This is a genomic window from Nocardia sp. 852002-51101_SCH5132738 (genome assembly GCF_001665695.1).
Taxonomy (GTDB): domain Bacteria; phylum Actinomycetota; class Actinomycetes; order Mycobacteriales; family Mycobacteriaceae; genus Nocardia; species Nocardia nova.
Genome location: NZ_LZML01000068.1, coordinates 1 through 24146, shown reverse-complemented (window position 1 = coordinate 24146; position 24146 = coordinate 1). Strand labels below are relative to the sequence as shown.

Genomic DNA, 24146 nt, shown 5'->3' with positions numbered 1-24146 from the left:
ATGTCAGCCGGTGACGCCCAGGTCCGGCAACTGCGCGGCGGCGGTGACGGCCTCGGACAGCAGATCGGCGGTGGCCTCCAGTTGCGCGTGTTCGTGTTCGGAGGTCAGGAAGAAGCGCAGTCGTTCCTGACCCGCCGGTACCGCCGGAGACGAAATCGCGCCCGCGTAGACGCCGTTGCGCAGCAGTGTGGTGGCGACGTAGCCGGCGCGCAGTTCACCGGGGACGATAACCGGGCAGATCGGGGTGCCTTCGGAGATGCCGAGGTCGATGCCGCGCTCGCCGAGCAGGGTGCGGAAGTGCTCGGCGTTGGACCACAGCCGGCGCAGTCGCTGCGGTTCCGCCTCGAGGACGTCGAGTGCGGCCAGCGCGGCGCCGATGGTCGAGGGCGCCGGGCCGCCGGTCAGCATGGCCACACCCGGTGCGGCGGCCTTCATCGCGGCGATCAGGTCCGCGTCGGCGGCGATGAAACCGCCGCAGCTGCCCAACGCCTTCGACAGGGTGCCCATCCAGATGTCGACATCGTCGCCGGCCATGCCGTAGTGCTCGCGGATGCCGTGGCCCCGTTCGCCGAAGACGCCGAGCGAATGCGCCTCGTCGACCATGACCCCGCAGTCGAATTCTCTTGCGATGGCGGCTATTTCGCTCACCCGGCCGACCGTGCCGTCCATGCTGTAATGCCCTTCGACCACGACCAGCGCCCGATCGAAGTTCCCGCGCGACATGCGCAGCACCGAACGCAGCGACTCCGGATCGTTGTGGCGGAAGTTGAGCCGCCGCGCTCCCGACCACTGCACCCCGGACACCACGCTGCCGTGGATGAGCGAATCGCAGATCGCGACGTCGTCGGCGCCCAGCAGGAAGCCGATCACGCCGGCATTGGTGAGATAACCACTGGTGGTGACCATCGCGTCACCGACGTCGTACATCGCCGCCAGGCGCTGTTCGAGTTCGGCGTAGATCGGGATCTCCCCGGCGACGATGCGGCTGGCCGAGGCGGACGCGCCGTAGGTGTCCAGCGCGTCCTTGGCGGCCTGCACCACCTTCGGATGGTTGCCCAGGCCGAGATAGTTGTAGGCGCTGAAATTCACCAGATCCCGGCCCTGCCACCGGATGACGGTGTCGTTCGGGCTCTCCCGCACGAGGAACATCGGATTCGGCGTGCCGCTGTGCTCGTGCACCGCCGCGATCGCCGCGCGTTTCTGCACCATCGCCGCGACCTCGGGGTGGTCGGCGAATTGGCGTCCGGGGCCCCGGCGCGGGCGGGCCGGTTTGCTGTTGCCGCCGGTGAACGAACCGCGCGAGCTTCCGGACGTCGCAGGGGTGGGTGTGGGCGCCGGAGAGGCACCAGATGCCGTGCTGGACAACAACTTCCGCGCCAGATCCCGCGCCGACTCACTCATCCCGCATCCTTTCCCGGCGCAGCAGGCAGCTGCGGCCCTCTCATCCCGCCGCCCCCTGCACGATCGCCTCGGCCACCCGCGCACCCGCCTGTTCGAGGCTGAACGAGCGGCCCATCTTCATCGACATCAGTTCCACACCCAGCGACTTCGTCACCAGCGCGCCGAATTCGACCGCCATCAACGAGTCCAATCCGAGTTCGGGCACCGGAACCGTCAAGTCGATCGAATCCGCCGAAACACCCATGACCTGCGCAAGTTGCTCGGCCAGCATGAAGGCGACCACCTCGTTGCGCTTACCCTCGTCGAGTTCGGCGAGCTGGACGCGCAGCCGCGCGGCGGCCGAATCGTCCTGTGCCGCAGCGGCGATCAGTTCCTCGGTGCGTCCGGTCTGGGCGAAGAACGGCGCGGTGGCGTTCACCTTGGCCCAGTCGACCGGAATGATCGAGACCTGCGTGACGCCCAATCGCAGCGCCTGCTCCAGATATTCGGTCCCCTCGTCCATGGTGATCGAATCGAAGCCGGTGTTGCGCAGATACCGCGCGATATGTTCGTCGTCGGCCATACCGCCGCCGGACATATGCCCCCAGCCGACGACCAGGGCGGTACCGCCCGCGCGGACCACCGTATCCCCGATGGCCTGGAGCGCGATATTGGCCGCGGTATAGGCATATTGGCCGACACCGCCGAACATCGCACTGCCGGAGGACCACAGCGCGAACTGATCCAGCCGAGCCCCGGCCGCCTGGATGCCGGCGACGAGTGCGCGCGCACCGTCGGCCTTCGCGCGGAACACCTTGGCCAGGCTCTCGGCATCCATGACGGTGATGCGCTTGTCGTCGATGGCGCCGGCCGTGTGGAACACCCCGCGCAGCGGATGCTCGGGCCGGTGGGCGCGAGCGAGGACCGCCGCGACGGCATCGGCATCGGTGATGTCGACCCGCTCGACGGTGACCTCGATGCCCTGCGCCTCCCAGGCCGCGAGCTGCGCGACGGCGGCCTCGGTGGTGGCACCGCCGCGGCCGAGCAGCGTCAGCCGGCGGGCGCCGTGGCCCACCAGCCACCGTCCGGTGGCCAGGCCGAAGGCGCCGAAACCACCGGTGATCAGGTATTGCGCCGCCGGGTCGATCTCGATGTCCGGTAGCTGCGGGCGGACCAGCGGTGCTTCCTCGGTCAGATCCAGCGCGACCCGGCCGATTCGGGTCGAGCGGGCCACCTCCTCGAAGGCCTGGGCCACCTCCGCCGTGCCGTACTTCTGGAACGGCAGCGGCCGATAGGTGCCGTCGTCGAAGCTGGCGTTGACCTTGCGGCCCAGCTCCATCACCTCGGTGTGCCGCAACCGCAGCATCCGGTCCAGATCGAAGGAGAAGTAGGAGACGTTCTTGTCGAACGCCGACAGATCCAGCATGCCGCCGGTGTAGATATCGGCCTTGCCGATCTCCACGATGCGGCCGAATTCGGCGATCACCGCGAAGTTCTGGCGCAGGATCTCACCGGGCGCCGAGCTGATGATCACGTCCACACCGCGTCCACCGGTGAGGGCGAGCACCTCGTCGACGAAGTTCAGCGACCGCGAGCCGACCACGTGATCGGCGCCCTCGGCCAGGACATAGGCGCGTCGCTGTTCGCTGCTCGCGGTGCCGATCACGGTGGCGCCGTGCAACTTCGCGATCTGCACCGCCGCGCTGCCGACACCGCCCGCCGCACCGTGCACCAGCACGGTCTCACCGGCACGGATCCGCGCCAGTTCGAGCAACGAATACTCGGCGGTGGTGAACGCGGTGACGCTGCTGCACCGGCCGGCATCGGTGTCGGGATGGACGTGGGTGAGCGAATCGGTCGAGGTGGTGTGATAGCGCGCGACCATGCCCTTGGAGGTCAGGCTCACCGAGTCGCCGACCGCGTAGTCGGTGACGCCGGGGCCGACCCGGACCACCTCGCCGCCGCCTTCCATCCCCGGCACCAAGCCGAAGAAGGTCTCCGACAGTTCACGTTCGCCGAGGACGCCGATCACCTTCAGCGCGTCCTTGTAGTTGAGGCCCACCGCACGCATCCGGACCTCGACCTCACCCGGGCCGGGTTCGCGCCGATCACAGCGCCGCCAGCCCAGCCGCGCGAAGGTGCGCGAACGAGGCAGTTCCAGTTCGAAATTCGCCTCGGGGTCGGTGAGCGGTTCGGCGGTGTCGAGGGCGTCGAGCCGCTCCGGCAGCGTCCGGGTCACGACCGTGGTCCAGCGCAGGCCGTTGCGCAGCACGGCCTCGTCGACCAGGTCGTACTGGAAGCCGCCGGGGATCGCCAGTTCGGCGGACAGGTCCGCGACCGTTGTGTCGGCATCGATATCCACCAGTCGCCACCGCAGCCGGGACTGCTCGTTGAGCAGCACGCGACGAGCGCCGGCGATGGCCGCCTGGCTGGGGTCCGGTGCCGTCCCATCCGCGGGGTGGGCGTACGCGTGGGCGCTGACCACGGTCACGTACATAGATCCGTCGCCGGTCAGCGGAATTTCGATCTCGTGCTCGGTGACCCGTTCCTCGAGGTAACCGTCCAGCGTCACCGCGATCCGGCGCAGCGTCCACAGCGCCGCCACATCACCGTCGGGCGAATGTCCGGGGACCACGCACACGTGCAACCGTTGCACACCCTCGGTGCCGAAGATGTCGCGAAGCCGTTGTGCCAGTTCCGGTTCCAGCTCGGCGTCGCCGGGATCGAGGCGGAGGACTTCCGATCCGGCACCACCGGCGACGGCATCGCGCACCCGCTCGATCCGCGAGTCGATGTTCTCGCCGTAGCCGAGGACCAGGGTGTACAGGCCGTCGTTGCCGGGAAGCGCGGACGTGTCGACCGGATCGCGCAGCTCCCACCGTTCCTCGTAGAACATGTCGGTCATGCGCTGCAGCGGGCCGCGGCCGGGGGTCAGGGAACCGAATTCCATCCCCCTGATCTGCATGACCACGGTGCGCTCGGCATCGAGCAGATCGATATCGGCCAGCGGCCGGTCGCCCTCGGCGAACCGGGCCACGGCCGTGACCTCCTCCGGCAGGGGCGCGAGGCGGCGGACGGTGCGCACGCCGACCGGCACCATCGCGCCCTCCTGGGCACCACCGCGGCCGGCGAGCAGGGCGGCCACACTCTGCAGCGCCGCATCGACGATCGCGGGATGTGCGAGATACCTCTCGCCCTGGCCGATGGTGCCGTCGAGTCGCGCGACCACGGTGTCCGGCGAGATGCGGATCGAGGTGGCGCGCCGGAAGGCCGGCCCGTATTCCAATCCGCGCGCGGCCAATCCGGCATAGAACTCGGCGGGCTCGACCGCGAGCATCTGCTCGGTGTCGGGCACGTCCGCGGTGATCGGCGCGTAACTGCCTTCGACCAGGCGGCCCATCGCGTGGACGGTCCAGATGGTTCCGGCCGCGCCCCGGGAGCGGATGGTGAAGCGCCCGGTCGAATCCTCCACGTGGAGTTCGACGATCGGCGCCTCGCCCTCCTCGACGACCAGGGGCGCGACGAACCGCACGCCCTCCACGGCGACCTGATCCGATTCGGTGCGCACCGCGGCGGCGCTCAGCGCGGCATCCAGATATCCCGCGCCCGGCAGGATCCGGGTGCCGCCCACGACGTGATCGGCCAGCCAGGGCAGCGCGGCGAGCGACAATTCCACCCGCCAGGCGTTGGAGTCGTCGGGATTCTGATCACCGAGCATCGGATGCGCGTCGGGCGTGCCGTGCCGCAGCAGCCGGAATTCGGGCAGTTCGTTGCGCAGCCGGGTGCGCTGCCACGGATAGCGCGGCAGATCGATATGCGGCGTCGGGTCCGGCACACCCGCGAACAGCGCGTCGATGTCGAGAACTCCGGCCGCGTACAGACCGGACAGGGTCTGGCGCAGGCTGTCCGCGTCCTGCTGTTTGCGGTGCAGGGTGGCCACCGTCGTACCGCTTTCGCCTGCGCCGATGAGGATTTCGCGAATGTTGGCGCCGAGTACCGGATGCGGACCGACCTCGACGAACACCCGGTTGCCGGCCCGGACCAGCGCGGTGATGGCATCGGCGAACCGCACCGGTTGCCGGACGTTGGCACACCAGTACTCGGCATTCCAGTCGGCCGCGGTGACCTGTTCGCCGGTGACCGTGGAGTACAGCGGGATACGCGGTTCGGCGACGGTGAGCCCGGCCAGCACCGCGCGCAGTTCATCCAGGATCGGGTCCATCAGATGACTGTGGTACGGCACCTCGACCTGCAGTCGGCGCGCGAAAATACCGTCGGCGGTGAGCTTTTCGGCGATCTCGTCGAGACGGTCGACCGCACCGGCCAGCGTGACGGCCGAGGGTGAGTTGATCGCCGCGATATCGACCGAACCGTCGGCGGCGATGACCTCGCGAGCGGCCTCGGCCGGCAATCCGATCGCCAGCATGCCACCCGTCCCGGCCGTCGTGGCCTGCAACCGGGCGCGGTGATAGCTGACCAGCAGCGCGTCGTGGAGCGACAGCATTCCGGTCACATAGGCGGCCGATACCTCGCCGACGCTGTGGCCGACGACGACGGCGGGTTCGATTCCGTACTCCCGCAACGCCGCGTACAGCGCGACCTGCACCAGGAAGTTCGCCGGTTGCGCGATGGCGGTCGAGGTAACCCGCGACTGCTCCTCGGGCCGCAGCAACTCCTCGACGACGGACCAGCCGGCGATGTCGGTGAACACGGCATCGATGCGGCGCGCCTCATCGGCGAACGGGCCTTCGGTGCCGAGCAGCTCGCGTGCCATGCCCCACCACTGCGGACCCATACCGGTGAAGACGTACACCGGCTCGGCGGTGCGCTTGGCGACGGTGCGACCGACCCGGCCCTCCCCGCTCGCCAGATCCACCAAGCCGCGGACCAGTTCGGTGTCGTCGCCGAAGGTGATCGCGGCGCGATGGTTGTGGTGGTGGCGGCGCCGCCACGCGGCTTCGGCCAGCCGGCCGGGATCGGCGCCCTCGGCGATCAGTTCGGCGACGCCGCGAGCCAATTGCCGAACCGCGGCCTCGCTCCGCGCGGAGAGCGGCAGGACGCCGAAATGCTGTGGCGCCCGGTCGTTTTCGGAGCCACCCCGGTACTCCTGCAGAATCGCGTGCGCATTGGTGCCGCCGTATCCGAAACCGTTGACGGCCACCGTCATCCGCTCGACCTCGCCGCCCACCGGTTCGGCCTCGGTCTGCAGGCGGATTCCCAGTTCCTCGAACGGGATATCGGGATTCGGGGTGTCCAGCCAGCCCTGCGGCGCGATGGTGCGATGCGTGATGGCCAGCGCCGATTTGATGACGCTCGCGATACCCGAGGCCGCCTCGGTGTGCCCCAGCGTCGCCTTCACCGAGCCGACACCGAGCGGACCGGGCCGCCCGGTGGCAGCGCCGTAGGCCCGGCCGATGGCTCGCAGTTCCAGCGGGTCGCCCACCGGCGTTCCGGTGCCGTGCGCCTCGACGTAGGTGATCTCGTGCGCCGGAATTCCGGAACGCTCGATCACGGTCTTGGCCAGTGCTTCTTGAGAATCCGCGTTCGGGACGGTGATGGCCGTGGTGCGGCCGTCCTGATTCGATCCGGTGGCCTTGACGACCGCGTAGACGCGGTCGCCGTCGCGTTCGGCATCGGCCAGCTTCTTCAGCACCACGATGCCGGCGCCCTCACCGCGGCCGTAACCGTCGGCGGCGGCGTCGAACGGTTTGCTGCGGCCGTCGGCGGCGAGGAATCCGCCCTTGCACATGGAGACGAACGGCTCCGGCTGCGCCATCACGGTCACACCGCCGGCGAGGGCGTATTCGCAGTCCCCGCTCTCGATGGCCTGGCAGGCCAGATGCAGCGCGACCAGCGACGAGGAACAGGCGGTGTCGACGGTGACCGCCGGACCGGTGAGGTTGAGCGCGTATGCGATCCGGTTGGAGAGCATCGTGTACGACGCGCCGGCGGCGGTGTGCATGTCGACATGCGGCAGCGCCGGTCCGCCGACCGATACCGCCAGCTGATCGAGGGTGAAGGCGCCGATGTAGACGCCGAGCCCCGAGCCCGCGCTGCGTCCCGCGACGCCCGCGTCGTCGAGCGCCTCCCACACCACTTCCAGGACCAGTCGCTGCTGCGGGTCCATGGCGGCGGCCTCGCGCGGGGAGATGCCGAAGAAGTCGGGATCGAACTCCCACGGATCGCCGGTCATGAAGGCGGCGCGCTTGGTGTACATGCGGCCGGGGGTGCGGCGGTCGGCGTCGTAATAGCGCCGCCAGTCCCAGCGGTCGGCCGGGATCTCGGTGACCCCGTCCCGTTTGTTGATCACGAAGTCCCAGAAGGACTCCGGCGAATCGATGCCGCCGGCATACCGGCATCCGATTCCGACGATGGCAATGTCAGACACAGCGACTCCTCGGCCGACTCGGAAATACTTCTCGCTCCCCCGGAGCAGTTCGGGCGATCGGCCTGGTTCCGCGTTCGCCGGAAACCGGCGACCCCTCCGCGGCGGCCTTCGCCCCGCCGATCAGAGCGGACGCGGTCGGCGAATGATGATGTTCAATTCCGGACCCGTCCGGCCCAGCCGGACGGACCCGGTGCGTTCGTTACCCAGGGCCTCGTAGTACCCGACGTTCTCGTCCTTGCAGATTCCGCACAGGAGTACGCCCTGCCGGTCGGCCTTGTCGGTGAACGACGCGTACAACGCCCGGCCGATGCCGCGGCGCTGCAGTTCCGGATCGGTGCCGAGGTAGACGTGGAAGAAGTGGGGTTCGGCCGGGGCCGCCCGATCCATGGTGCGATCGACCTCGGTTCCCCGTCCCACGGCGGTGCCCATTCCCGCGAGAAACAGCGGGCCGGCGAGGAGTTCGCGCAGTCCGCCGGGCCGGTAACCGTCCGGGTACCAGAGCAGGACGCCGACGATCCGGCCGTCCAGCTCCGCGACCTCGGCGCCGCCGGCCGGCAGGAAGCGATGCGTGATCATCGTCCGCAACATGCGCGGCGACCGACGGTGCCGGACAGCTTCGTCCGGAAAGACGTATTCCTCGATCGGATCGTCGTGGGCGAAGGCCGCGGCCAGTACCCGCACCATTCCGGTGATGTCGTCGCGCGTCGCGGTCCGCACGACCGGACTCTCCGGTTTGTTCAAAGCTGTTGTCCCTCACATGATCTGCACACTGCCCGACTACGTCGGCGGGACGTCCGGCAAGCAACTGGACGCTAGATTACCTCAGCCCGCCACACTTCCTACTAGTCGGTAATGTGCAGTAGAACACGCGGGTACGACACGACGCTATGAATATCCACAGTCCTCGACACCGGGCTATCGCCGGGCGCCCGATGTGAAACACGTCCTTCCGCAAGGAAATACACGGCGGGGTCGGCAGCTCACACCGCGCGCGGTCACCGATCCCCGCGGGAAGCTCGGTCGCACAGCGATATACAGGCAAACCACCGCGGCGACCGCCCGCGCGACCGCACTCGCCTCGCGGTTTACCAATGGCGGTAAATCGGGACGTCCGCCCCCGCGACAATCTGGACAATCGGGATGACGGCGAGTTCGCCGTCACCGCTACGAATCTGGGCCTCGACCGCGATCGCCGCGTGGAGGTCGAAAGGAACCGGAAACTTGAATACACGGATTCTGGCCGTCGGCATCGTTTCGGGCGCGGTGTGCGCCACGGTCGCCGCCATCGCTCCCTCGGCATCCGCTCAGCCGTTTCCCGCCGGGGTGTCGTGCTCGGAGACGACCTGCACCAACGACACGGACGACACCTACCTGATCGAGGCGTGGCAGCACTGCCGGGTCGTCGGCGGGACCGCGGAGACCGAAACCCCGTTCAACATGGTCGTGCGAGCGCACGAGACGGTGCCGGTGAAAGGTGTGGAGTGCCCGCCGCTGGTGATCGAGCGGTCCGACACCATCGGCGGCACGGACACCACGGTGCTGCGGACGGAGCCGACCCGGATCAGCTTCTTCAAGGCCGTCCACCACGATCCGGACGCGCCGAAGGTTCGTACCGGTTCGGCCGGATAAGCCGCAGCGGCGGGTGCCTACCGGTCGAATACGTCCGCTGCGGTTTGCGGTGTGCCGTGCGCGATCTCGTGGAACGCCGGCCGGAGTATGGCCGTGATCTGTTCGGAAGACGCGGTGTTCACACCATCCAGCCCGAGCAGGTGGCGCGCTATGACGGTGCCGAGCGTGATTGCGCCGATGAGCCCGGCGCGCAGGACCGCGTCATCGTCGACCATGTGGCCCGCGGCCTGATGCTGTCGCGCGGCCATGGCGGATCGGATGTCGTCGGCGGCCTGAGGATGTGTGAACATCGCTCGAATCGCGGCAAGGGCGTCCATGGGCTGCTGATCGAGTTTGTCCGCCAGCGCGGCGAGGAGTTGTTCTGCCGCCTCTTCGGGCGTGCCCGTCACCTCGGCGTCCGGCTCGATTCCCGCCACCTGGGCAAACAGCTCGGCTTTGGAACCGAAGTAGCGCATCACGAGTCCGGGATCGGTGTCTGCCGCAGTCGCGATCGCGCGGATGGTGGCCGCTTCGTAGCCCTCTTCGGAGAACAGCCTGCGCGCCGCCTGCAGGATGCGCGCCTGTGTGCTGTGGCGTTGCTCGGCACGATTAAGGGGTCGGGAACTCACTCGGTCAGTCTACGCTGTTGACCGAGTACCGAGACTCTCGCTACCCTCGGTCTACATTGTTGACCGAATTAGAGGTGATATGCCATGTGGCTCACGATCCTGCTTTCGATGCTGGCCGGCGTCATGGGTGCGAACGCGGTCCCCCATTTCGTCAAAGGCATGGTGGGGGAACAGTTTCCGAACGTGTGGGGCAATTCCGCACTGCGTAACGCGGTGGCCGGAACCTTCGGTCTCGCCATCGCGGTGGCGATCGGCTGTCTGGCCGACATGCCCGCCCACGTCGCCCCAGCCATCATCGGTGGGCTGGCCGGCGCTCTGCTCATGGCGGTGTTCCACGGGTGCAGTGGCGCCTTTCGCCTGAATACCGCTCTGGGCCTGGCGAATCCACCGCGGCACTCGGAGTCGGTCACACAGCACTGAACATGCTCACCGGCTGATTACTGCGCAACCCTCTGCGCCGACCGGGGGAACGGAACGCTTCACGCGTCCTACGCGAAGGCCGGGACTGGCAGAAGGCCAGCCCCGGCCTGGGCGCTGTGGCGGTGGCGGAGGGATTTGAACCCTCGGTGGGGGGTTACCCCACACACGCTTTCGAGGCGTGCTCCTTAGGCCGCTCGGACACGCCACCGCAGGTGACTTTACCGGACAGGCGGAGCGAAACCGAAATCGGGTGGTCAGGGGCGCTGAGTGCGGAAGAAGGCGTCCAGCACGGCCGCGCATTCGGCCTCCAGTACACCCCCGCGGACTTCGGGACGATGGTTGAGGCGACGGTCACGCACCACATCCCACAGCGAGCCGACCGCACCGGTCTTGGGTTCCCACGCGCCGAAGACCACGCGGCGGACCCGGGCCAAGACCAGGGCCCCGGCACACATCGTGCAGGGTTCCAACGTCACGGCCAGCGTTGTGCCCTCCAGCCGCCAACCGTCACCGTGGACCTGTGCCGCGCGGCGCAGCGCCAGGATCTCGGCATGCGCGGTCGGGTCGCCGAGCGCCTCTCGCGCATTGCCGGCACGAGCCAGCTCCCGACCGTCCGCGTCGAAGACGACCGCGCCGACCGGGACGTCCCGCGGATCGGTCTCCGCCGCCGCGGCGAGGGCGGCCCGGACGAGGTCCTCGTCTGCGCGCGGTGACGCCGGGCTCAACGGTGCAGCTTGTCCAGGACCGCGGAGAACTCGTCGGCGAAGCCCAGCCGCTGTGCGACCATGCCCAGCTGCTCGTCCGGATAGAGATCGGTTTCGGCGAGGATGACGCTGAGCACGGGCTCGGGCAGGCCGAGGTCCGCCAGCACACCCAGATCGCCTTCCTCCCACGGATCGATCTCGTCCAGTTCGTCCGGATCGATATCGGGGACTTCGACATTCAGCGCGTCGAGCACCTCGACGGCGATGTCGTAATCGATCGCGGCGGTGGCGTCCGAGATCAGCAACCGGCTACCGGTCGGCCCCGGCCGCAGGACGATGAAGAATTCGTCGTCGACGTCCAGCAGTCCGAACACCGCACCGGTACTGCGCAGCGCGCGCAGTTCGTTCTCGGCCGCGGACAGACTCGACAGTGCCGCGGCACTGAGCGGGCTGCAGCGCCACGTGCTGTCTTCGCGGACGACCGCCACGGCGAACCCTTCCACATCGTCGTAATCGTCCGACGCGGCCCTGTTCGTGCTCGAGCGCTGTGCCATGGCCGCAACGGTAGTCGGCTTCGGCGGAAATGTTGAAGTCGTATGCGAATCTGATCCGATGACGGGCGATCGGAATTCCTCGGTGTGCGTACTGGGTACGGGTTTGATCGGCGGTTCGCTGCTGCGCGCGGCGACCGCGGCCGGCTACCGGGCCTGGGGTTACAACCGGTCGGCCCCGGGTGCGCAGGCCGCCCGGGCCGACGGATTCGACGTCGAATCCGACATCGCGGCGGTGCTGTCCCGGGCCGCCGCCGACGATGCGCTGATCGTGCTGGCGGTGCCGATGCCGGCCATCGATACCGTTCTCGCGGATGTGAAGACATACGCGCCCGACTGCACGCTCACCGATGTGGTGAGCGTGAAGGAACCGGTGCGCGTCGAGGTGCACCGGCAGGAACTGGGCGCGTACTACGTCGGCGGGCATCCGATGGCGGGGACGGCCGAATCCGGCTGGGCCGCATCGTCTCCCGACCTGTTTCGCGACGCGGCCTGGGCGGTCGGCGTGGATCCGGGCACCCGCGCCGAGCCGTGGAACCGGGTCGCGCGGCTGGCGCTGGACTGCGGTGCGATCGTGGTGCCGGTCCTGGCGGACGAACACGACCGTGCGGTGGCACGGATCTCGCATCTGCCGCACGTGCTGGCCGAGGCGCTGGCGGTCGCGGGGGCCGCGGGCGGCGATCTGGCACTGGGCCTGGCCGCCGGATCGTTTCGCGACGGCACCCGGGTCGCGGCGACCGCACCCGATCTGGTGCGCGCGATCTGCGAACCGAACGCGGCCGCGCTCACCGAGGCGATCGACGACGCGCTGCGGCTGCTCGCGGCCGCGCGCGACAGCCTGCGTGACGAGGGCACCCTCGGCGAACTGATCGACGCGGGCTACAGCGAACGCGACCGATACGACACCCTGCGCCGCTGGGACATCACCGATATCCGCCCGGGCGACCACGATTGGCTGGAACGGATGCGCGATGCGGGACGGCAGGGCGGGGTGATCCGCTCGCTGGACTGAGCGACCGCACCGCGTCAGACCCGCTCGGCCAGGCCCGGATAGTCGAGGACGAATCCGTCGTCGTCGACGGTGACGGTCGCGCTCGACACCGGCGAGAGCACGTGGATCCCGTCGGCGCCGCTGCTGTAGGTGAGGATCGCCTCCTGCACGAGCAGATCCGGAACCCGCACGTAGACCACCGGAACCTGCACGTCCTCGGTGGCATGCGCCAGCCCGAAACGGCGAATCGGCAGGGTGTTGAAGAACGGGCTCAGCACCACGTCCACATCCAGCGCGCCGCCGAACATGGACCGCACGTGGGTGCCGCCGGCATCGACGAGCCAGTAGTTCTCCTCGTCCCGGGCGATCGAGGCATGGCGTTCGCCCGAGGCGACCGTACTGCGCAGCGACAGCCGCTTGGTGCGTCCCACCTCGTCGGTGACGAGGTCGTAGGACGCGCTGAACGCGGGATGTTCACCGCAGCCGCCGGCGATGATGCGCCCGGACGCGCGGATCCGGTTGCCGGTGAGGACCACGCGCACCGATTCCATCCGTGATCCGTCGTGCGCGCGCCAGGTGAGCACCGCCGGCCAGCGGGGCGCTGCGGCCTCGCTCGCCTGGGCGGTCTCGGAATTGCCCTGGGCTGGCTTACTCACCCCTCTACCGTATGTGACAACCGGGCTTGCGGTGTGGTCGCGGCACGCGAGTTGTTCACCTGCGCTACACCAGCGATTCGCGCCACGCGGTGTGCAGAGCGGCGAAACGTCCGGTCGATGCGATCAGATCCGCGGGCGTCCCGTCCTCGACGATGCGCCCGGAATCCATCACCAGCACCCGGTCGGCGATGGCGACGGTCGACAGGCGATGCGCGATGATCACCGCCGTGCGTCCGCGCAGCACGGTCTCGAGCGCCCGCTGTACCTGCCGCTCACCCGGGATGTCCAGGCTCGAGGTGGCCTCGTCCAGCACGATCACCGCGGGATCGGCCAGGAAGACGCGCGCGAAGGCGACGAGCTGGCGCTGGCCGGCCGACAATCGCCCGCCGCGCTTGCGCACATCGGTGTCGAATCCGTCCGGCAGCGACATCACGAAGTCGTACAACCCGACCGCGCGGGCCGCCGCGAACACTTCGGCATCGGTGGCCTCGGGTCTGCCGAGCCGGATGTTGTCGGCGACCGAACCGGAGAACAGGTACGACTCCTGCGTCACCATCGCGACCGCGCGGCGCAGATCCGCGTCGGCGATCGTGCGCAGATCGATACCGTCCAGCGACACCGTGCCCGACGAGGGATCGTAGAACCGCGCGATCAGCTTGGCCAGGGTCGACTTGCCGGCGCCGGTGGCCCCGACCAGCGCGACGATCTGGCCGGCCGCGACGGTGAGCGAGAAGCGTGGCAGCACCGACCGCACCGGCCGATCCGCGGTGCCGGACACGTCGTCCCGGCTCGGGTAGCCGAAGACGACATCGCTCAGGCGCAGTTCACCTCGCGCCCGCGCGAGTGGACGCGGGGCATCGGGTTCGGCCACGCTCGGCCGCTCCTCCAGCACTCCCGAGATCCGCTCCAGCGCGGCCGCCGCGGACTGATAGGAGTTGAACACCTGGGCCAATTCGTCCAAGGGGCCGTAGAACTGCCGCAGGTACAGCAGGAACGCCGCGAGCACACCGATTTCGGTGTGGCCGTGGATCACTCGCCACGCACCGACGACCAGGATGACGACGTTGGTCACATTGCTGATCAACCGCACCAGCCCGATGTAGGCCGCCATCCCGTGCAGCGCACTGATATTGGCCGAGCGGTACTCGGCATCGGAGTCGACCAGAATGGCCTCGTTGCGCTCCTCGCGCCGAAAGGCCTGCACCGCACGGATTCCGCCCATGGTCTCGACGAAATGCACGACCACCTTCGCGATCGCGCCTCGGGTGCGGCGGTAGCCGGCGCGCTGACGCCGCTGTGCCCAGCGGGTCACGAAGACCAGCGGGACGAAACCGAGCAGCACCACCGCGGCGAGCGGAATGTCCAGCCACAGCAGAATTCCCGCGATCGTCACCACCGACAGCACGGCGCTCAGCGCGTCGTTGAGCGCGCGCTCGAGCAGATCCTCGAGCGATTCCAGATCGCTGGTGAGCCGCGCGACGATCTTGCCGGAGGTGTAGTTCTCATGGAAATCGATCGAAAGCCGCTGCACGTGCGTGAAGACCCGCAGCCGCAGATCGAACAGCACCTGCTGGCTCAACCTGCCGGAGATGCGCAGGAACAGGAAGGTCGTCACGCCGCCGAGCGCGGTGCAGCCGAGGATGCCGCCCACGGCCAGCACCAGCGGCAACCAGTCGCCGTCGAGCGCGCGTGCGACACCGGTGTCGACTCCGTGTGCGACGAACAGCGGCGTCGCCACCAGGGCCGCATTGTCGATCACGATCAACACCAGCGCGGCGGCCGCCCACCGGCGGTAGGGACGAATCAGCGACCACAGCAGGCGGCGCGACCGTGCCGCCAGGGCGAGGTTGACCGCCTCGGTCTGCTCCCCTTCCTCGGCGGCCACGCCCCGCCAGTCGGCCTCGGATTCGGCGTCGGTGCGGAGGGCCACGGCGCCGCCGGCCTCCTCGTAGGCCGCGGTTTCCGGGCGGCCGCTGCTCGTGCCCGCCCGGTCAGTGTTCGTGCGCGAAGCTGCGTCCTCGTTCGGGTTCTCCGGCATCGAGATCACCTCCCATCAGTTCCCGGTAGCGCGAACAGGTTTCGAGCAGTCGTTCATGAGGTCCGTCGGCGATGATGCGGCCCCCGTCGAGGACCGCGACCCGATCCGCCCAGGCCGCGGTCGACGGGCGGTGGGCCACCAGCAGCACGGTGGCACCGGCCAGCGCCTCTCGCAGTCGCTTCTGAACCTGTTCTTCGGTGCTCACATCCAGAGCGGAGAGCGGGTCGTCCAGAACCACGACGTGCCCGCCGGCATGTTTCTGCCGGTCCAGGACGGCTCGCGCCAGCGCCAGCCGCTGCCGCTGACCGCCGGAAAGGCTCAGGCCCTGTTCCCCGATCCGGGTGCGCAGACCCCACGGCAATTCGTCGACGAACTGCGCGGCGCAGGCCACATCCAGTGCGGCGCGGATCCGGTCCTCGCCGGCGTCGGGGTAGCCGAGGGTGATGTTCTCGCGCACGCTGGCCGAGAACAGCACCGGATCCTCGAAGGCCACCGAGACCTGTGACCGCAGATCCGACAGTCGTAGCGAGCGCACGTCGATACCGTCGATGGTCACCGCACCGGCCGCGACGTCGAACAGTCGCGGCACCAGGCCCAGCAACGCCGACTTACCGCTGCCGGTGGCGCCGACCACCGCGACGGTCTCCCCGGGACGCACGTGCAGCGAAATATCGTGCAGCAGATCGCGGTCGGCGTCCGGGAAGCGGAAACGCACCCGCTCGAACCGCAATTCACCACGCAGCGGCTGCGGCGCGGGCACGGGATGCTCCGGGTCGGTGATCTCGACGGGGGTGTCGATCACCTCCCAGAACCGTTGCGCCGCGGTGCGGGCGTGGTTCATCTCGGCCAGCAGGAAGCCGAAGCCCATGATCGGCCACTGCAGATAGGTGGTCAGGGTGATGCCGGCGACCAGGGCGCCGACCGTCATCGCCTGTTCGGTGAGCAGATATCCGCCGATGGCGAGTGCGGCCGCGATACCCAACGCGGACAGCGTGTTCAGCGCGGTCCACAACCGCGCCGCCAACCGCACCTTGGCCAGCTCGAGGGTTCGCAGTTCGCGCGCCTCGGCCCGGAACCGGCGGCCGAACCACGGACCGCGGCCGAACGCCTTGAGGACGCGAATGCCCTGTGCGGATTCCTCGACCGTGGTGGCGAGATGGCCGGACTGGTCCTGCGCGCGACGGGAGGCGCGACCGTAGCCCTGTTCGAATTGCAGTGCGAGCAGGACGAGCGGAACCGCGATGAGCAGTTCGATCAACCCGATCTGCCAGCTCAAGACGAACAGCAGCGCCACACCCACGCCCAGCGTCGCACTCAGCGACAGCAGCGACGGCGCGACAAAGGCGAAGAAGCGCCGCAGGGTGGACATGTCGGTGATCGCCCGCGAGGTGAGCTGGCCGGACTCCATCCCGTCGTGCACGCCGACCGACAGCACCTGCAATCGCTGGAAAAGCTTGCCGCGCAACGACACCTCCAGCCGGCTCGCGGGCGCCGCGATAATCCACCGCCGCCACCACGAGGTGACCGTGCTGAGCACCGCCAGCCCCACCACCAGGCCGATCGGCACCCAGATGCCGCCGAAATCCCGCTGCGCGACCGGCCCGTCGACGATCCGCGCGGTGACGAACGGCAACGCGATATCGCACAGCATGCCGAGCCCCGACAGCACGGCGCTGCCGAACAGCGCCGCGCGATAGGGCCGGATCTCCGGCCACAGACGCCGCAATGAACCCGCACCCGTCACTCGGGTGGTGTGATTTTCGTCGACCGTTCCGGTTCTGTCGTCCTCCGAATCGGATACGGTCTCCGTCGTAGCGACGGACACAACAATCCCCCTTCGCCAGGTCGTCTTTCGCCGAATCGCTCACTACCGCACCGCCCCGGCCCCCGACCGAGCGCCCGTACGACCTTCCAGATTGCCAGCGCCGCCCCCGCCCGCCAACCGATTTTCGGTCGCTGGGCCGCCCGACCTCTCCGAACCGCACAGCTGGGAACCGGCATGCTGGGCTCGCCCGCTCCGCCTCTCATTTCCCCACGGGCCCGTGCACATCCGAAGAACACCACCCACTGATTGCTGACGCCCTCGACCTGCTCGAGTAACCTCCACACCCGGGCCCTTCGCGACCGCGCCGGTGCCCGACGGGGATTCGGGCGAAAGGACCACCGGCTGTGAACAACACGCGGATGGTCGGGTTGTTCGCCGGGATCGGGGGTTTGGAGCTCGGGCTCAGCGCCCACGGTTGGCGTACCGAGCTGCTCTGCGAGATCGACCCGGGCGCACGCGCGGTCCTCTCCGCCCGCTTCCCCGATGTCGAGACCCACGCCGATGTGACCCGCCTGCGCGGGCTGCCCGCCGGGACGGAGCTGGTCGCCGCCGGATTTCCCTGTCAGGACCTGTCGCAGGCGGGACGGACGGCGGGCATCACCGGCGAGCGCTCGGGTCTGGTCGACGAGGTGTTCCGGCTGGTCCGGCGCAAACGCGGCCCGCGCTGGCTGCTGATCGAGAACGTCCCGTTCATGTTGCAGCTGGGGCGTGGACAGGCGATGCGGCACATCACGGCCGCGTTGGAGGAGCTGGGCTACACCTGGGCCTACCGGGTGGTCGACGCACGCGCCTTCGGGCTGCCACAGCGGCGGCAGCGGGTGCTGATGCTGGCGTCGCGGTCGGAGGATCCGCGGCCGGTGCTGTTCGGAACCGATGCGGGGCCACGCACGATCGGCGATCCGGAGGTGGATCCGTGCGGCTTCTACTGGACCGAGGGGGTGCGCGGGCTGGGCTGGGCGGTGAACGCGGTGCCGACGCTGAAAGGCGGGTCCGGGCTCGGGATCGCCAGTCCGCCCGCGGTCCGGTTGCCGGCCGGTGAGATCGTCACTCCGGGAATCACCGATGCCGAACGGCTGCAAGGGTTTTCCCACGATTGGACCGCGCCCGCACTCTCCGCCGCCGGGGTCCGCCCCGGACATCGGTGGAAGCTGGTCGGCAACGCGGTGAGTGTGCGGATGGCGTCGTGGATCGGCTCCCGCTTGGCGTCTCCCTCCGACGGCGTGGCCGCGGACTACGCGCCGCTGACCGCGCATCGCTGGCCGGCGGCGGCTTGGGGTCATGCCGGCACGGCCTATCGGGTCCCGGTCTCGACGTGGCCGGTGCACGAGCCGTACGAGGATCTGCGCTGGTTCCTCGACGACGCCCGCTTGCTGTCGGCCCGCGCGACCGCCGGTTTCCTGCGCCGCGCCGCCCGCGGCACGCTGCGCTTCCCGCCCGGTTTCCTCGCCGATGTGGAGAACCACCTGATCCGCATGGGAGGCCTGCCACAGGAGGCGGCGTGAGTGATAATGCGCAGCCCACTCGCGCGGCCGACCGGGCGCGGGTGTCCCGCACGTCTCAGCGGCGGCGTGAGTGATAATGCGCAGCCCACTCGCGCGGCCGACCGGGCGCGGGTGTCCCGCACGTCCCAGCGGCGGCGTGAGTGATAATGCGCAGCCCACTCGCGCGGCCGACCGGGCGCGGGTGTCCCGCACGTCTCAGCGGCGGCGTGAGGTGTCGAATAGGTCACCGAATCCGACCCCGGGAACACCCGCCCGCCGGTGGACGCTGTAAGGGTTGTGCATGAGTTCCGGCCGTCCCGTCACCGACGCGGTGACCAGTGCCCGGATGGCTCGGCAGCGGCGGACGGGTACGGCCCCGGAGACCGCGTTGCGTACCGAACTGCATCGGCGAGGCCTGCGCTACTTCGTGGACCGCGCCCCGCTTCCGGGTTTGCGCCGCCGGGCCGACCTGGTTTTCCCGCGCCGCAAGGTGGCGGTGTACGTGGACGGGTGTTTCTGGCACTGCTGCCCCGAACACGCCACCTACCCGAAGAACAACGCCGAGTGGTGGGCCGAGAAATTGGCCGGCAACGTGGCCCGCGACCGCGATACCGATGCGCGGCTCACCGCCGCGGGCTGGCTGGTGGTTCGGGTCTGGGAACACGAGGATTCGATGGCCGCCGCGGAACGGGTGCAGTCGGCTTTGTCGGATCGATAGACCATGATGGAAGTGCAGCCGACATTGCAGCGGAAATACGGCACTTCCGGACGTGGGCGATGACGTGAAACGAGGGCAATGACGCCGAGCGAGCCGCATGATCGTGCGGCGGACCGATCCGGTGCGGTCGCCGTACTGGAGCGAGACCACGCGCCCGCGCGCGTGCGGTTCCGCTTGGTCCGCTTACTGATCGCGGCCGCTGTCGCCGTCGCGGGGGTCTGCTATTCGTCGTGGGTCCTGGAATTCGTCCTGCCGATCCATCTGAATCCGATCAGGTCGTTCCTGAGCGAATTGGACGCCGAGGGCCGTCCTTTTCGCTGGGTGTTCGACCTGGGCGACACCATCGCCGGTTCGCTCACCTTGATTTCCGCGATTACGGCGATGTTCGTTTTCTCGCGGCGGCGTTTGTCGACCGTCGGCTGGGTGGCGCTGGGCTGTTTCGGCGCGTCCACGATCGCCGATGCGCAATGGCCGTTGCACACCTGCTCGGCGCCGTGCCCGCCGTCGGACAGCGGCATGTTTCCGCAGTTGCACCAGATCCACGCGCTGACCAGCACGCTCGCGGTCACGTCGATATTCGTGGCGATGATCGCCTTCAGCGTCGCCGCCTTCCGCTATCGGCGCTGGCCGATTCTGCGGCATTCCGGATTGTGGATCCTCATCATCGGCTCGACCGCTACGGCCTGGATGCTGATCGCCGACAATCTGCCGGGCAATTACGCACTGGGCATCGCCCAGCGCATCCAGGTCGGATCCATGTCGCTGTGGCTGATCGCGCTCGCGGTGCAGATCTGGGTTGCGCAGCGCGTGATCAGCGGCGACGGGCGGAAGCGCGCACGGGCTCGTCGTTCCGCAGCATGACCAGTGAGCGGGGCGCCGATTCCGCCACCGCGCCCGCGATCGCCATGGCCGCGAAGGTGGCCAGTATGACGCCCATTACCAGTACCTCGACAATTGTGTTCATATACCCACGGTGACAGCGGCGACTGGCATGCATTTGTGCAGAACATGGGTAAAACCTGAGAATGCCGGCTAGCCCACCGAGACGGTGACGGTGTGCGTCGTGGTGCGTGCCGGAAGCGCCCCGGTATCTACGCGCAGGATTTCGCCGGTGTCCTGGCGGCCGTCCGGCAAGATCTTCGGTTTCAGGCCGAAGGGCGGCTCGCTACCGCTGCTTCCGGCCAATCCGAAATCACTGTCGTCGGAGATGTAGAGCGTGCGGCCGCCGTCGGTGGTGGCGACCCCCTCGATTTTGTCGTGGCCGAAGAATGCGCCGGCCGGATTCAGCCCCGCGACCAATCCGGCGAGATCCAGGTTCGACTTCTTCGCGACCGGGGTGATACCCGCCTTGCCGAGCGCGGCGATCCCGTCGGCGGTCGATACCTTGCCGACATAGGTTTCCAGCGGTTCGTCGCCGACCAGCAGGCCGAGATTCGGATCGTATCGGGTGCCGGGAACGGCGGCTCGCGGTCCGATATCGGTGGCGCCGTTCAGATCGATCGTCCACAGTTTCTTGTTCGCCTTCGGCGCGAGTTCGCCGTCGCGTTCGTCCACGAGAAAGGTGTGGTCGTCGAGTGCGGTGATTTCGGAGACGGCCAGTTTGCGCTTCGGATCCTCGAGCGGGTACACGAATTCGGCTACGACGCGGGTCTGCAAGTCGACCGTGACGATTCGGGTCATCGGCACCTCCCGTGCGGAAGCCGATCCCGGTGTCTGCAAACCGCTTTGAATCACACCGACCAATCGCCGCCCGTCCGGCGTGACGGTCAGGCCTTCCATGCCCTGATTCGGCGCCCGCAGCGACAATTCGCGCGGCAACCCGGAACCGGGTGCGAGGCGGTCGATTTCGGTGCCGGATGCGTCGAAGTGCACGAGAAACGGACCGTATTCGTCGGAGACCCAGAAGGTGCCGTCGGGCAGCGCGACCAATCCTTCCGGATCCAGGCCGTGGTCGATGGGCGGCAAGAGGTGGCCGTCGAGATCGCGCATGGTTTCGCCGGTCGACGCCGCGGTGTCGACGAGTCCGTTGAAGCCGACGCCCGCACGGTTCTTCAGGTCGATGGTGGATTCCAGCGCCGCGCGCGTTCCGGTCAACCGGAATTTGCCGATCTTCGGCACGAAACTCGGGATGGGAACGAGCTTTTCGTTCTTGCCGGGTCCGTCGACGTTCGGGCCGCGGTCGGTGAGTCCGTAGAATTCGTCGGCCGACCCCGGCACCGGCGTCCACGCGGACCCGAATCCGCTGCCCTGCACCGTGGTTCCACCGAACTCGCCGAGCGGCGCGATATCGGTGGTGTAGAGGTGAACCGCATCGGAGGTGGTCACCGTGAAGGTGTCCTCGCCCTGGTATCCGGGCTCCGGCGTGTAGCGCAGGGAACCGTCGGCGGTGCGGTCCAGGCGGCCGTGGGCCGGGGTGCCGAAGGCGACGGCCGCACCACCGCCGGTGCGGGCGGCCAGATCGTCGAGCGATACGGTCAGCGGCCGGTCCCGGCCGGTGTGCCATTGCGGTTCGCCACCGCCGGACGAACAGGCGGCAGCCGCGCAGAGTACGGCGCCGGCGAGGGCGAATCGGAGCATGTGCCTGGTTCCCACCGGTGATACCTATCCTGCCGAGTCGACGATCAGCTGTCGGGCACCTGAACAGTTATCCGACGGCAATCGAGTTCGCCCAGCGCGCGTTCCCAGCGCTGGGTAGGGTCACCCAGGTGACCAGCGAAGCGCCGGAATCAGCCGTTCCCGTCGACCTGCTCGAAGCCGTGCATACGGCGACCGAGTCGCTGGTCGGCGCGGTGGAAGCCTTGCACGACAGCGATATCGCCGAACCGTCACTGCTGCCGGGCTGGACGCGCGGCCATCTGCTGGCCCACCTGTCCCGCAATGCCGACGGTCTGGTGAACCTGCTGCTGTGGGCCCGCACCGGCATCGAAACCCCGCAGTACGCAAGCCAACTGCTGCGCGATTCCGATATCGAGGCCGGTGCGCCGCGCCCGCTCGCCGAGCAACTGGGCGATCTGCGCGCCTCCGCCGATCGCTTCCTCGGCCTCGCCCGGGCCATGCCGCCGGAACGCTGGCAGTACCGGGTGCGGGCTCGCACGGGTAAGGAGCTGGCCACCGCGGTGGTGCCGTGGTTGCGCCTGCGCGAGATCGAGATTCACCGCGTCGACCTGAACATCGGCTACCGGCCCGCGGACTGGCCGGCCGCCTTCGTGGCCCGCATGCTGCCGGAGGTGTCCGCCGGATTCGACCACGCGGCCTCCGCACATCGCCCCGCCGATGCCAAGCCGATGACCTCCGACCCGGATCAGCCACCGCCGCCGAGTTTCACCCTCGTCGCCACCGACACCGATTTCACCGCCAAGGTGGGCCCCGACCCTTCCGACACCATCTCCGGGCCCGCAGCGGAGCTGCTGGCGTGGTTGATCGGCCGCAGCGAGGGCGTGGGACTCACCGGATATCTGCCGAATCTGCCCGCCTGGTTGTGAGGCGGCGGACTCACCGGTTCACGCGCCCCGGAACGTCGAGCCGTTCGGCGAGGAAATCCAGGACGCGGTGCAGCGCGGCCTGAGTCGGTTCGCCCGGTTCGTCGATGAGATGTTCGGTGAGTACCGAATGCGCGCTCAGCACGCCCTCCGGATTGGCGGCGGCATCGTCGAGTTCGATGGCGATGAAGGCGTCGCCTAGTTCCCGGCGCAGGAATTCGAAACGTTGCGCGGGTGAGCGCCGGTCACCGCGGAAACGCAGCCCCATCACCGAAAGACCCTCGCCGCAACGCTGTTTGACGCGCTCCAGATCGTCGGGCGAGAGGTCGATCGAGCGTTTCTGCCGGGTGGTGAAACCCAGCGGCAGGCCGGGCTGTGAGAGCACGGGTGCGACCAATCGGTCGTCCACAGCCATCCCCAGCGCGAAACCTGCGGTGAAACACATTCCGACGGCACCGACTCCCGGTCCGCCGCACCGCCGATGCTCATCGGCGGCCAGCGCCCGCAGCCACTCCACCACCGGGGACGTGCGGCCGGTCGCCAGCACCACGAACTCCCGGCTGACACAGATCGGCCCGAACTGACCGGCGACGTTCGCCAGCGCGGCAAGAGTGCCATGCGCGGCCGGATCCGGGTCCCGCCCTGGATTGCCGTACAGATGCGGCACCACCGCCGTACAGCCGATGCGCGCTACCCGCCGGGCGAAGTCGAAGACGTCCGGCGAGATGCCGGGGAATTCCGCCATGACGATCACCGCGGGCCCGCTGCCCTGCCGAAAGATCGTGCGGGACTTGCCCTCATGGGTGAAGGTCGCGTGTTCGAAATCGTGAAGATCGTCGTCTGCCATGGCCGGCCCTTTCTCGTTCGGGCCTTCACCCTCGGCCGACCACCCCCGCCGGGTCTTGAAAAAATGTTCCCCAGGCCTGGTATCGGTGCTGCCCGATCGGCGTGTGCGGTTCCCGTGCCAGCGTGTTCGGCGTGCGCCCGGCGAAACTCGCGATCTCCCGGGACATATGGGCCTGATCGCTGTAACCGCAGGAGGCCGCGACATCGGCGGCCGGCCGGCCCGCCACCAGCCCCTCGACCGCACGCCGGAACCGAACCAGCATCGCGGCGCGTTTGGGCGTGAGTCCGATCTGCGATTCGAACCTGGTCCACAGCCGTTTGCGACTCCAGCCGCAGGATTCGGCCAGTTCGGCGACGCGGACCTGCCCGCGGTCCGCGACGATACGATTCCACCCGGCCACGACTTCCGCATCCGGTGTGCGCTCGGGCCGG

General features: G+C 68.7%; 19 protein-coding genes and 1 tRNA gene. 7 read left to right on the top strand and 13 right to left on the bottom strand.

The features are described 5' to 3' along the window. Window positions 1-3: 3 nt before the first annotated feature. From A5789_RS10480 to A5789_RS10470, 3 genes are all read right to left on the bottom strand, one after another. Window positions 4-1401 (bottom strand): aminotransferase class I/II-fold pyridoxal phosphate-dependent enzyme, encoded by a 1398-nt coding sequence (locus tag A5789_RS10480; RefSeq protein ID WP_064902451.1) that lies wholly within the window; start codon window positions 1399-1401, stop codon window positions 4-6. 40 nt (window positions 1402-1441) lie between these two features. Then, a complete protein-coding gene (locus A5789_RS10475; RefSeq protein ID WP_064923005.1) occupies window positions 1442-7768 on the bottom strand; it encodes a type I polyketide synthase in 6327 nt (2108 codons plus the stop codon). Between the two features lie 120 nt (window positions 7769-7888). After that, entirely contained in the window at window positions 7889-8485 is a 597-nt protein-coding gene (locus A5789_RS10470; RefSeq protein ID WP_227462882.1) for a GNAT family N-acetyltransferase, read from the bottom strand. Window positions 8486-8989: 504 nt separating this feature from the next. Between A5789_RS10470 and A5789_RS10460 the strand changes: the two genes are divergently transcribed. Continuing rightward, the gene (locus A5789_RS10460) at window positions 8990-9397 is read left to right on the top strand and encodes a hypothetical protein (protein ID WP_146098704.1); all 408 of its coding nucleotides are present in this window, start codon (window positions 8990-8992) and stop codon (window positions 9395-9397) included. Window positions 9398-9414: 17 nt separating this feature from the next. Here A5789_RS10460 and A5789_RS10455 read toward each other — a convergent pair whose 3' ends face one another. Beyond that, window positions 9415-10005 carry a TetR/AcrR family transcriptional regulator gene (locus A5789_RS10455; RefSeq protein ID WP_064902791.1) on the bottom strand — a complete coding sequence of 197 codons (591 nt, stop codon included), beginning with the start codon at window positions 10003-10005 and terminating at the stop codon, window positions 9415-9417. An 84-nt stretch (window positions 10006-10089) separates the two neighbouring features. Here A5789_RS10455 and A5789_RS10450 point away from each other — a divergent pair, with 84 nt between their 5' ends. Beyond that, window positions 10090-10425 carry a hypothetical protein gene (locus tag A5789_RS10450; protein WP_064902792.1) on the top strand — a complete coding sequence of 112 codons (336 nt, stop codon included), beginning with the start codon at window positions 10090-10092 and terminating at the stop codon, window positions 10423-10425. A 117-nt stretch (window positions 10426-10542) separates the two neighbouring features. On the opposite strand, the gene A5789_RS10445 is transcribed toward A5789_RS10450, so the two are convergent. The 3 genes from A5789_RS10445 to A5789_RS10435 all read right to left on the bottom strand — a co-directional run bounded on the left by A5789_RS10445 (window position 10543) and on the right by A5789_RS10435 (window position 11683). Then, window positions 10543-10633 (bottom strand) — tRNA-Ser (locus A5789_RS10445). 46 nt (window positions 10634-10679) lie between these two features. After that, a complete protein-coding gene (locus A5789_RS10440) occupies window positions 10680-11150 on the bottom strand; it encodes a nucleoside deaminase (RefSeq protein ID WP_063010857.1) in 471 nt (156 codons plus the stop codon). Next, window positions 11147-11683, bottom strand: a complete 537-nt coding sequence (locus A5789_RS10435) for a tRNA adenosine deaminase-associated protein (RefSeq protein WP_030516861.1) — start codon at window positions 11681-11683, stop codon at window positions 11147-11149. Before A5789_RS10435 ends, A5789_RS10440 begins: the two co-directional genes overlap by 4 nt. 58 nt (window positions 11684-11741) lie before the next feature. On the opposite strand from A5789_RS10435, the gene A5789_RS10430 reads away from it, so the two are divergent. Continuing rightward, entirely contained in the window at window positions 11742-12692 is a 951-nt protein-coding gene (locus tag A5789_RS10430; RefSeq protein WP_064902793.1) for a prephenate dehydrogenase, read from the top strand. Window positions 12693-12706: 14 nt separating this feature from the next. Here the strand turns inward: A5789_RS10430 and A5789_RS10425 are convergent, their stop codons facing one another. From A5789_RS10425 to A5789_RS10415, 3 genes are all read right to left on the bottom strand, one after another. After that, window positions 12707-13327, bottom strand: coding sequence for a putative glycolipid-binding domain-containing protein (locus tag A5789_RS10425; RefSeq protein WP_030516859.1), 621 nt, complete (start codon window positions 13325-13327; stop codon window positions 12707-12709). A 64-nt stretch (window positions 13328-13391) separates the two neighbouring features. Then, the gene (locus A5789_RS10420) at window positions 13392-15365 is read right to left on the bottom strand and encodes an ABC transporter ATP-binding protein (protein ID WP_082940615.1); all 1974 of its coding nucleotides are present in this window, start codon (window positions 15363-15365) and stop codon (window positions 13392-13394) included. Beyond that, window positions 15319-17190 carry an ABC transporter ATP-binding protein gene (locus A5789_RS10415; protein ID WP_082940612.1) on the bottom strand — a complete coding sequence of 624 codons (1872 nt, stop codon included), beginning with the start codon at window positions 17188-17190 and terminating at the stop codon, window positions 15319-15321. The genes A5789_RS10420 and A5789_RS10415 overlap by 47 nt, the downstream gene beginning before the upstream one ends. A gap of 359 nt (window positions 17191-17549) precedes the next feature. On the opposite strand from A5789_RS10415, the gene A5789_RS10410 reads away from it, so the two are divergent. The 3 genes from A5789_RS10410 to A5789_RS10400 all read left to right on the top strand — a co-directional run bounded on the left by A5789_RS10410 (window position 17550) and on the right by A5789_RS10400 (window position 20250). Next, the gene (locus A5789_RS10410) at window positions 17550-18692 is read left to right on the top strand and encodes a DNA cytosine methyltransferase (protein WP_064902800.1); all 1143 of its coding nucleotides are present in this window, start codon (window positions 17550-17552) and stop codon (window positions 18690-18692) included. A 280-nt stretch (window positions 18693-18972) separates the two neighbouring features. Further along, window positions 18973-19389, top strand: a complete 417-nt coding sequence (locus A5789_RS10405) for a very short patch repair endonuclease (RefSeq protein WP_064902794.1) — start codon at window positions 18973-18975, stop codon at window positions 19387-19389. Between the two features lie 78 nt (window positions 19390-19467). Next, window positions 19468-20250 carry a DUF998 domain-containing protein gene (locus tag A5789_RS10400; protein ID WP_082856748.1) on the top strand — a complete coding sequence of 261 codons (783 nt, stop codon included), beginning with the start codon at window positions 19468-19470 and terminating at the stop codon, window positions 20248-20250. A gap of 171 nt (window positions 20251-20421) precedes the next feature. On the opposite strand, the gene A5789_RS10395 is transcribed toward A5789_RS10400, so the two are convergent. Beyond that, window positions 20422-21981 (bottom strand): esterase-like activity of phytase family protein, encoded by a 1560-nt coding sequence (locus tag A5789_RS10395; RefSeq protein ID WP_227462883.1) that lies wholly within the window; start codon window positions 21979-21981, stop codon window positions 20422-20424. Window positions 21982-22094: 113 nt separating this feature from the next. Here A5789_RS10395 and A5789_RS10390 point away from each other — a divergent pair, with 113 nt between their 5' ends. Continuing rightward, entirely contained in the window at window positions 22095-22871 is a 777-nt protein-coding gene (locus A5789_RS10390; protein ID WP_063010834.1) for a maleylpyruvate isomerase family mycothiol-dependent enzyme, read from the top strand. A gap of 10 nt (window positions 22872-22881) precedes the next feature. Here the strand turns inward: A5789_RS10390 and A5789_RS10385 are convergent, their stop codons facing one another. Together A5789_RS10385 and A5789_RS10380 are read right to left on the bottom strand one after the other, a co-directional pair. Next, window positions 22882-23715, bottom strand: coding sequence for a dienelactone hydrolase family protein (locus A5789_RS10385; RefSeq protein WP_064902795.1), 834 nt, complete (start codon window positions 23713-23715; stop codon window positions 22882-22884). Between the two features lie 25 nt (window positions 23716-23740). After that, on the bottom strand, window positions 23741-24146 hold a 406-nt coding region (locus A5789_RS10380), incomplete at its 5' end, for an AraC family transcriptional regulator (RefSeq protein WP_156747603.1).

Coding starts and splice junctions, on each gene's coding strand:
- A5789_RS10480 (WP_064902451.1), bottom strand. CDS start 1,401: ATGAGTGAGTCGGCGCGGGATCTGGCGCGGAAGTTGTTGTCCAGCACG.
- A5789_RS10450 (WP_064902792.1), top strand. CDS start 10,090: ATGTGGCTCACGATCCTGCTTTCGATGCTGGCCGGCGTCATGGGTGCG.
- A5789_RS10435 (WP_030516861.1), bottom strand. CDS start 11,683: ATGGCACAGCGCTCGAGCACGAACAGGGCCGCGTCGGACGATTACGAC.
- A5789_RS10430 (WP_064902793.1), top strand. CDS start 11,742: ATGACGGGCGATCGGAATTCCTCGGTGTGCGTACTGGGTACGGGTTTG.
- A5789_RS10420 (WP_082940615.1), bottom strand. CDS start 15,365: ATGCCGGAGAACCCGAACGAGGACGCAGCTTCGCGCACGAACACTGAC.
- A5789_RS10410 (WP_064902800.1), top strand. CDS start 17,550: ATGGTCGGGTTGTTCGCCGGGATCGGGGGTTTGGAGCTCGGGCTCAGC.
- A5789_RS10405 (WP_064902794.1), top strand. CDS start 18,973: ATGAGTTCCGGCCGTCCCGTCACCGACGCGGTGACCAGTGCCCGGATG.
- A5789_RS10400 (WP_082856748.1), top strand. CDS start 19,468: ATGACGCCGAGCGAGCCGCATGATCGTGCGGCGGACCGATCCGGTGCG.
- A5789_RS10385 (WP_064902795.1), bottom strand. CDS start 23,715: ATGGCAGACGACGATCTTCACGATTTCGAACACGCGACCTTCACCCAT.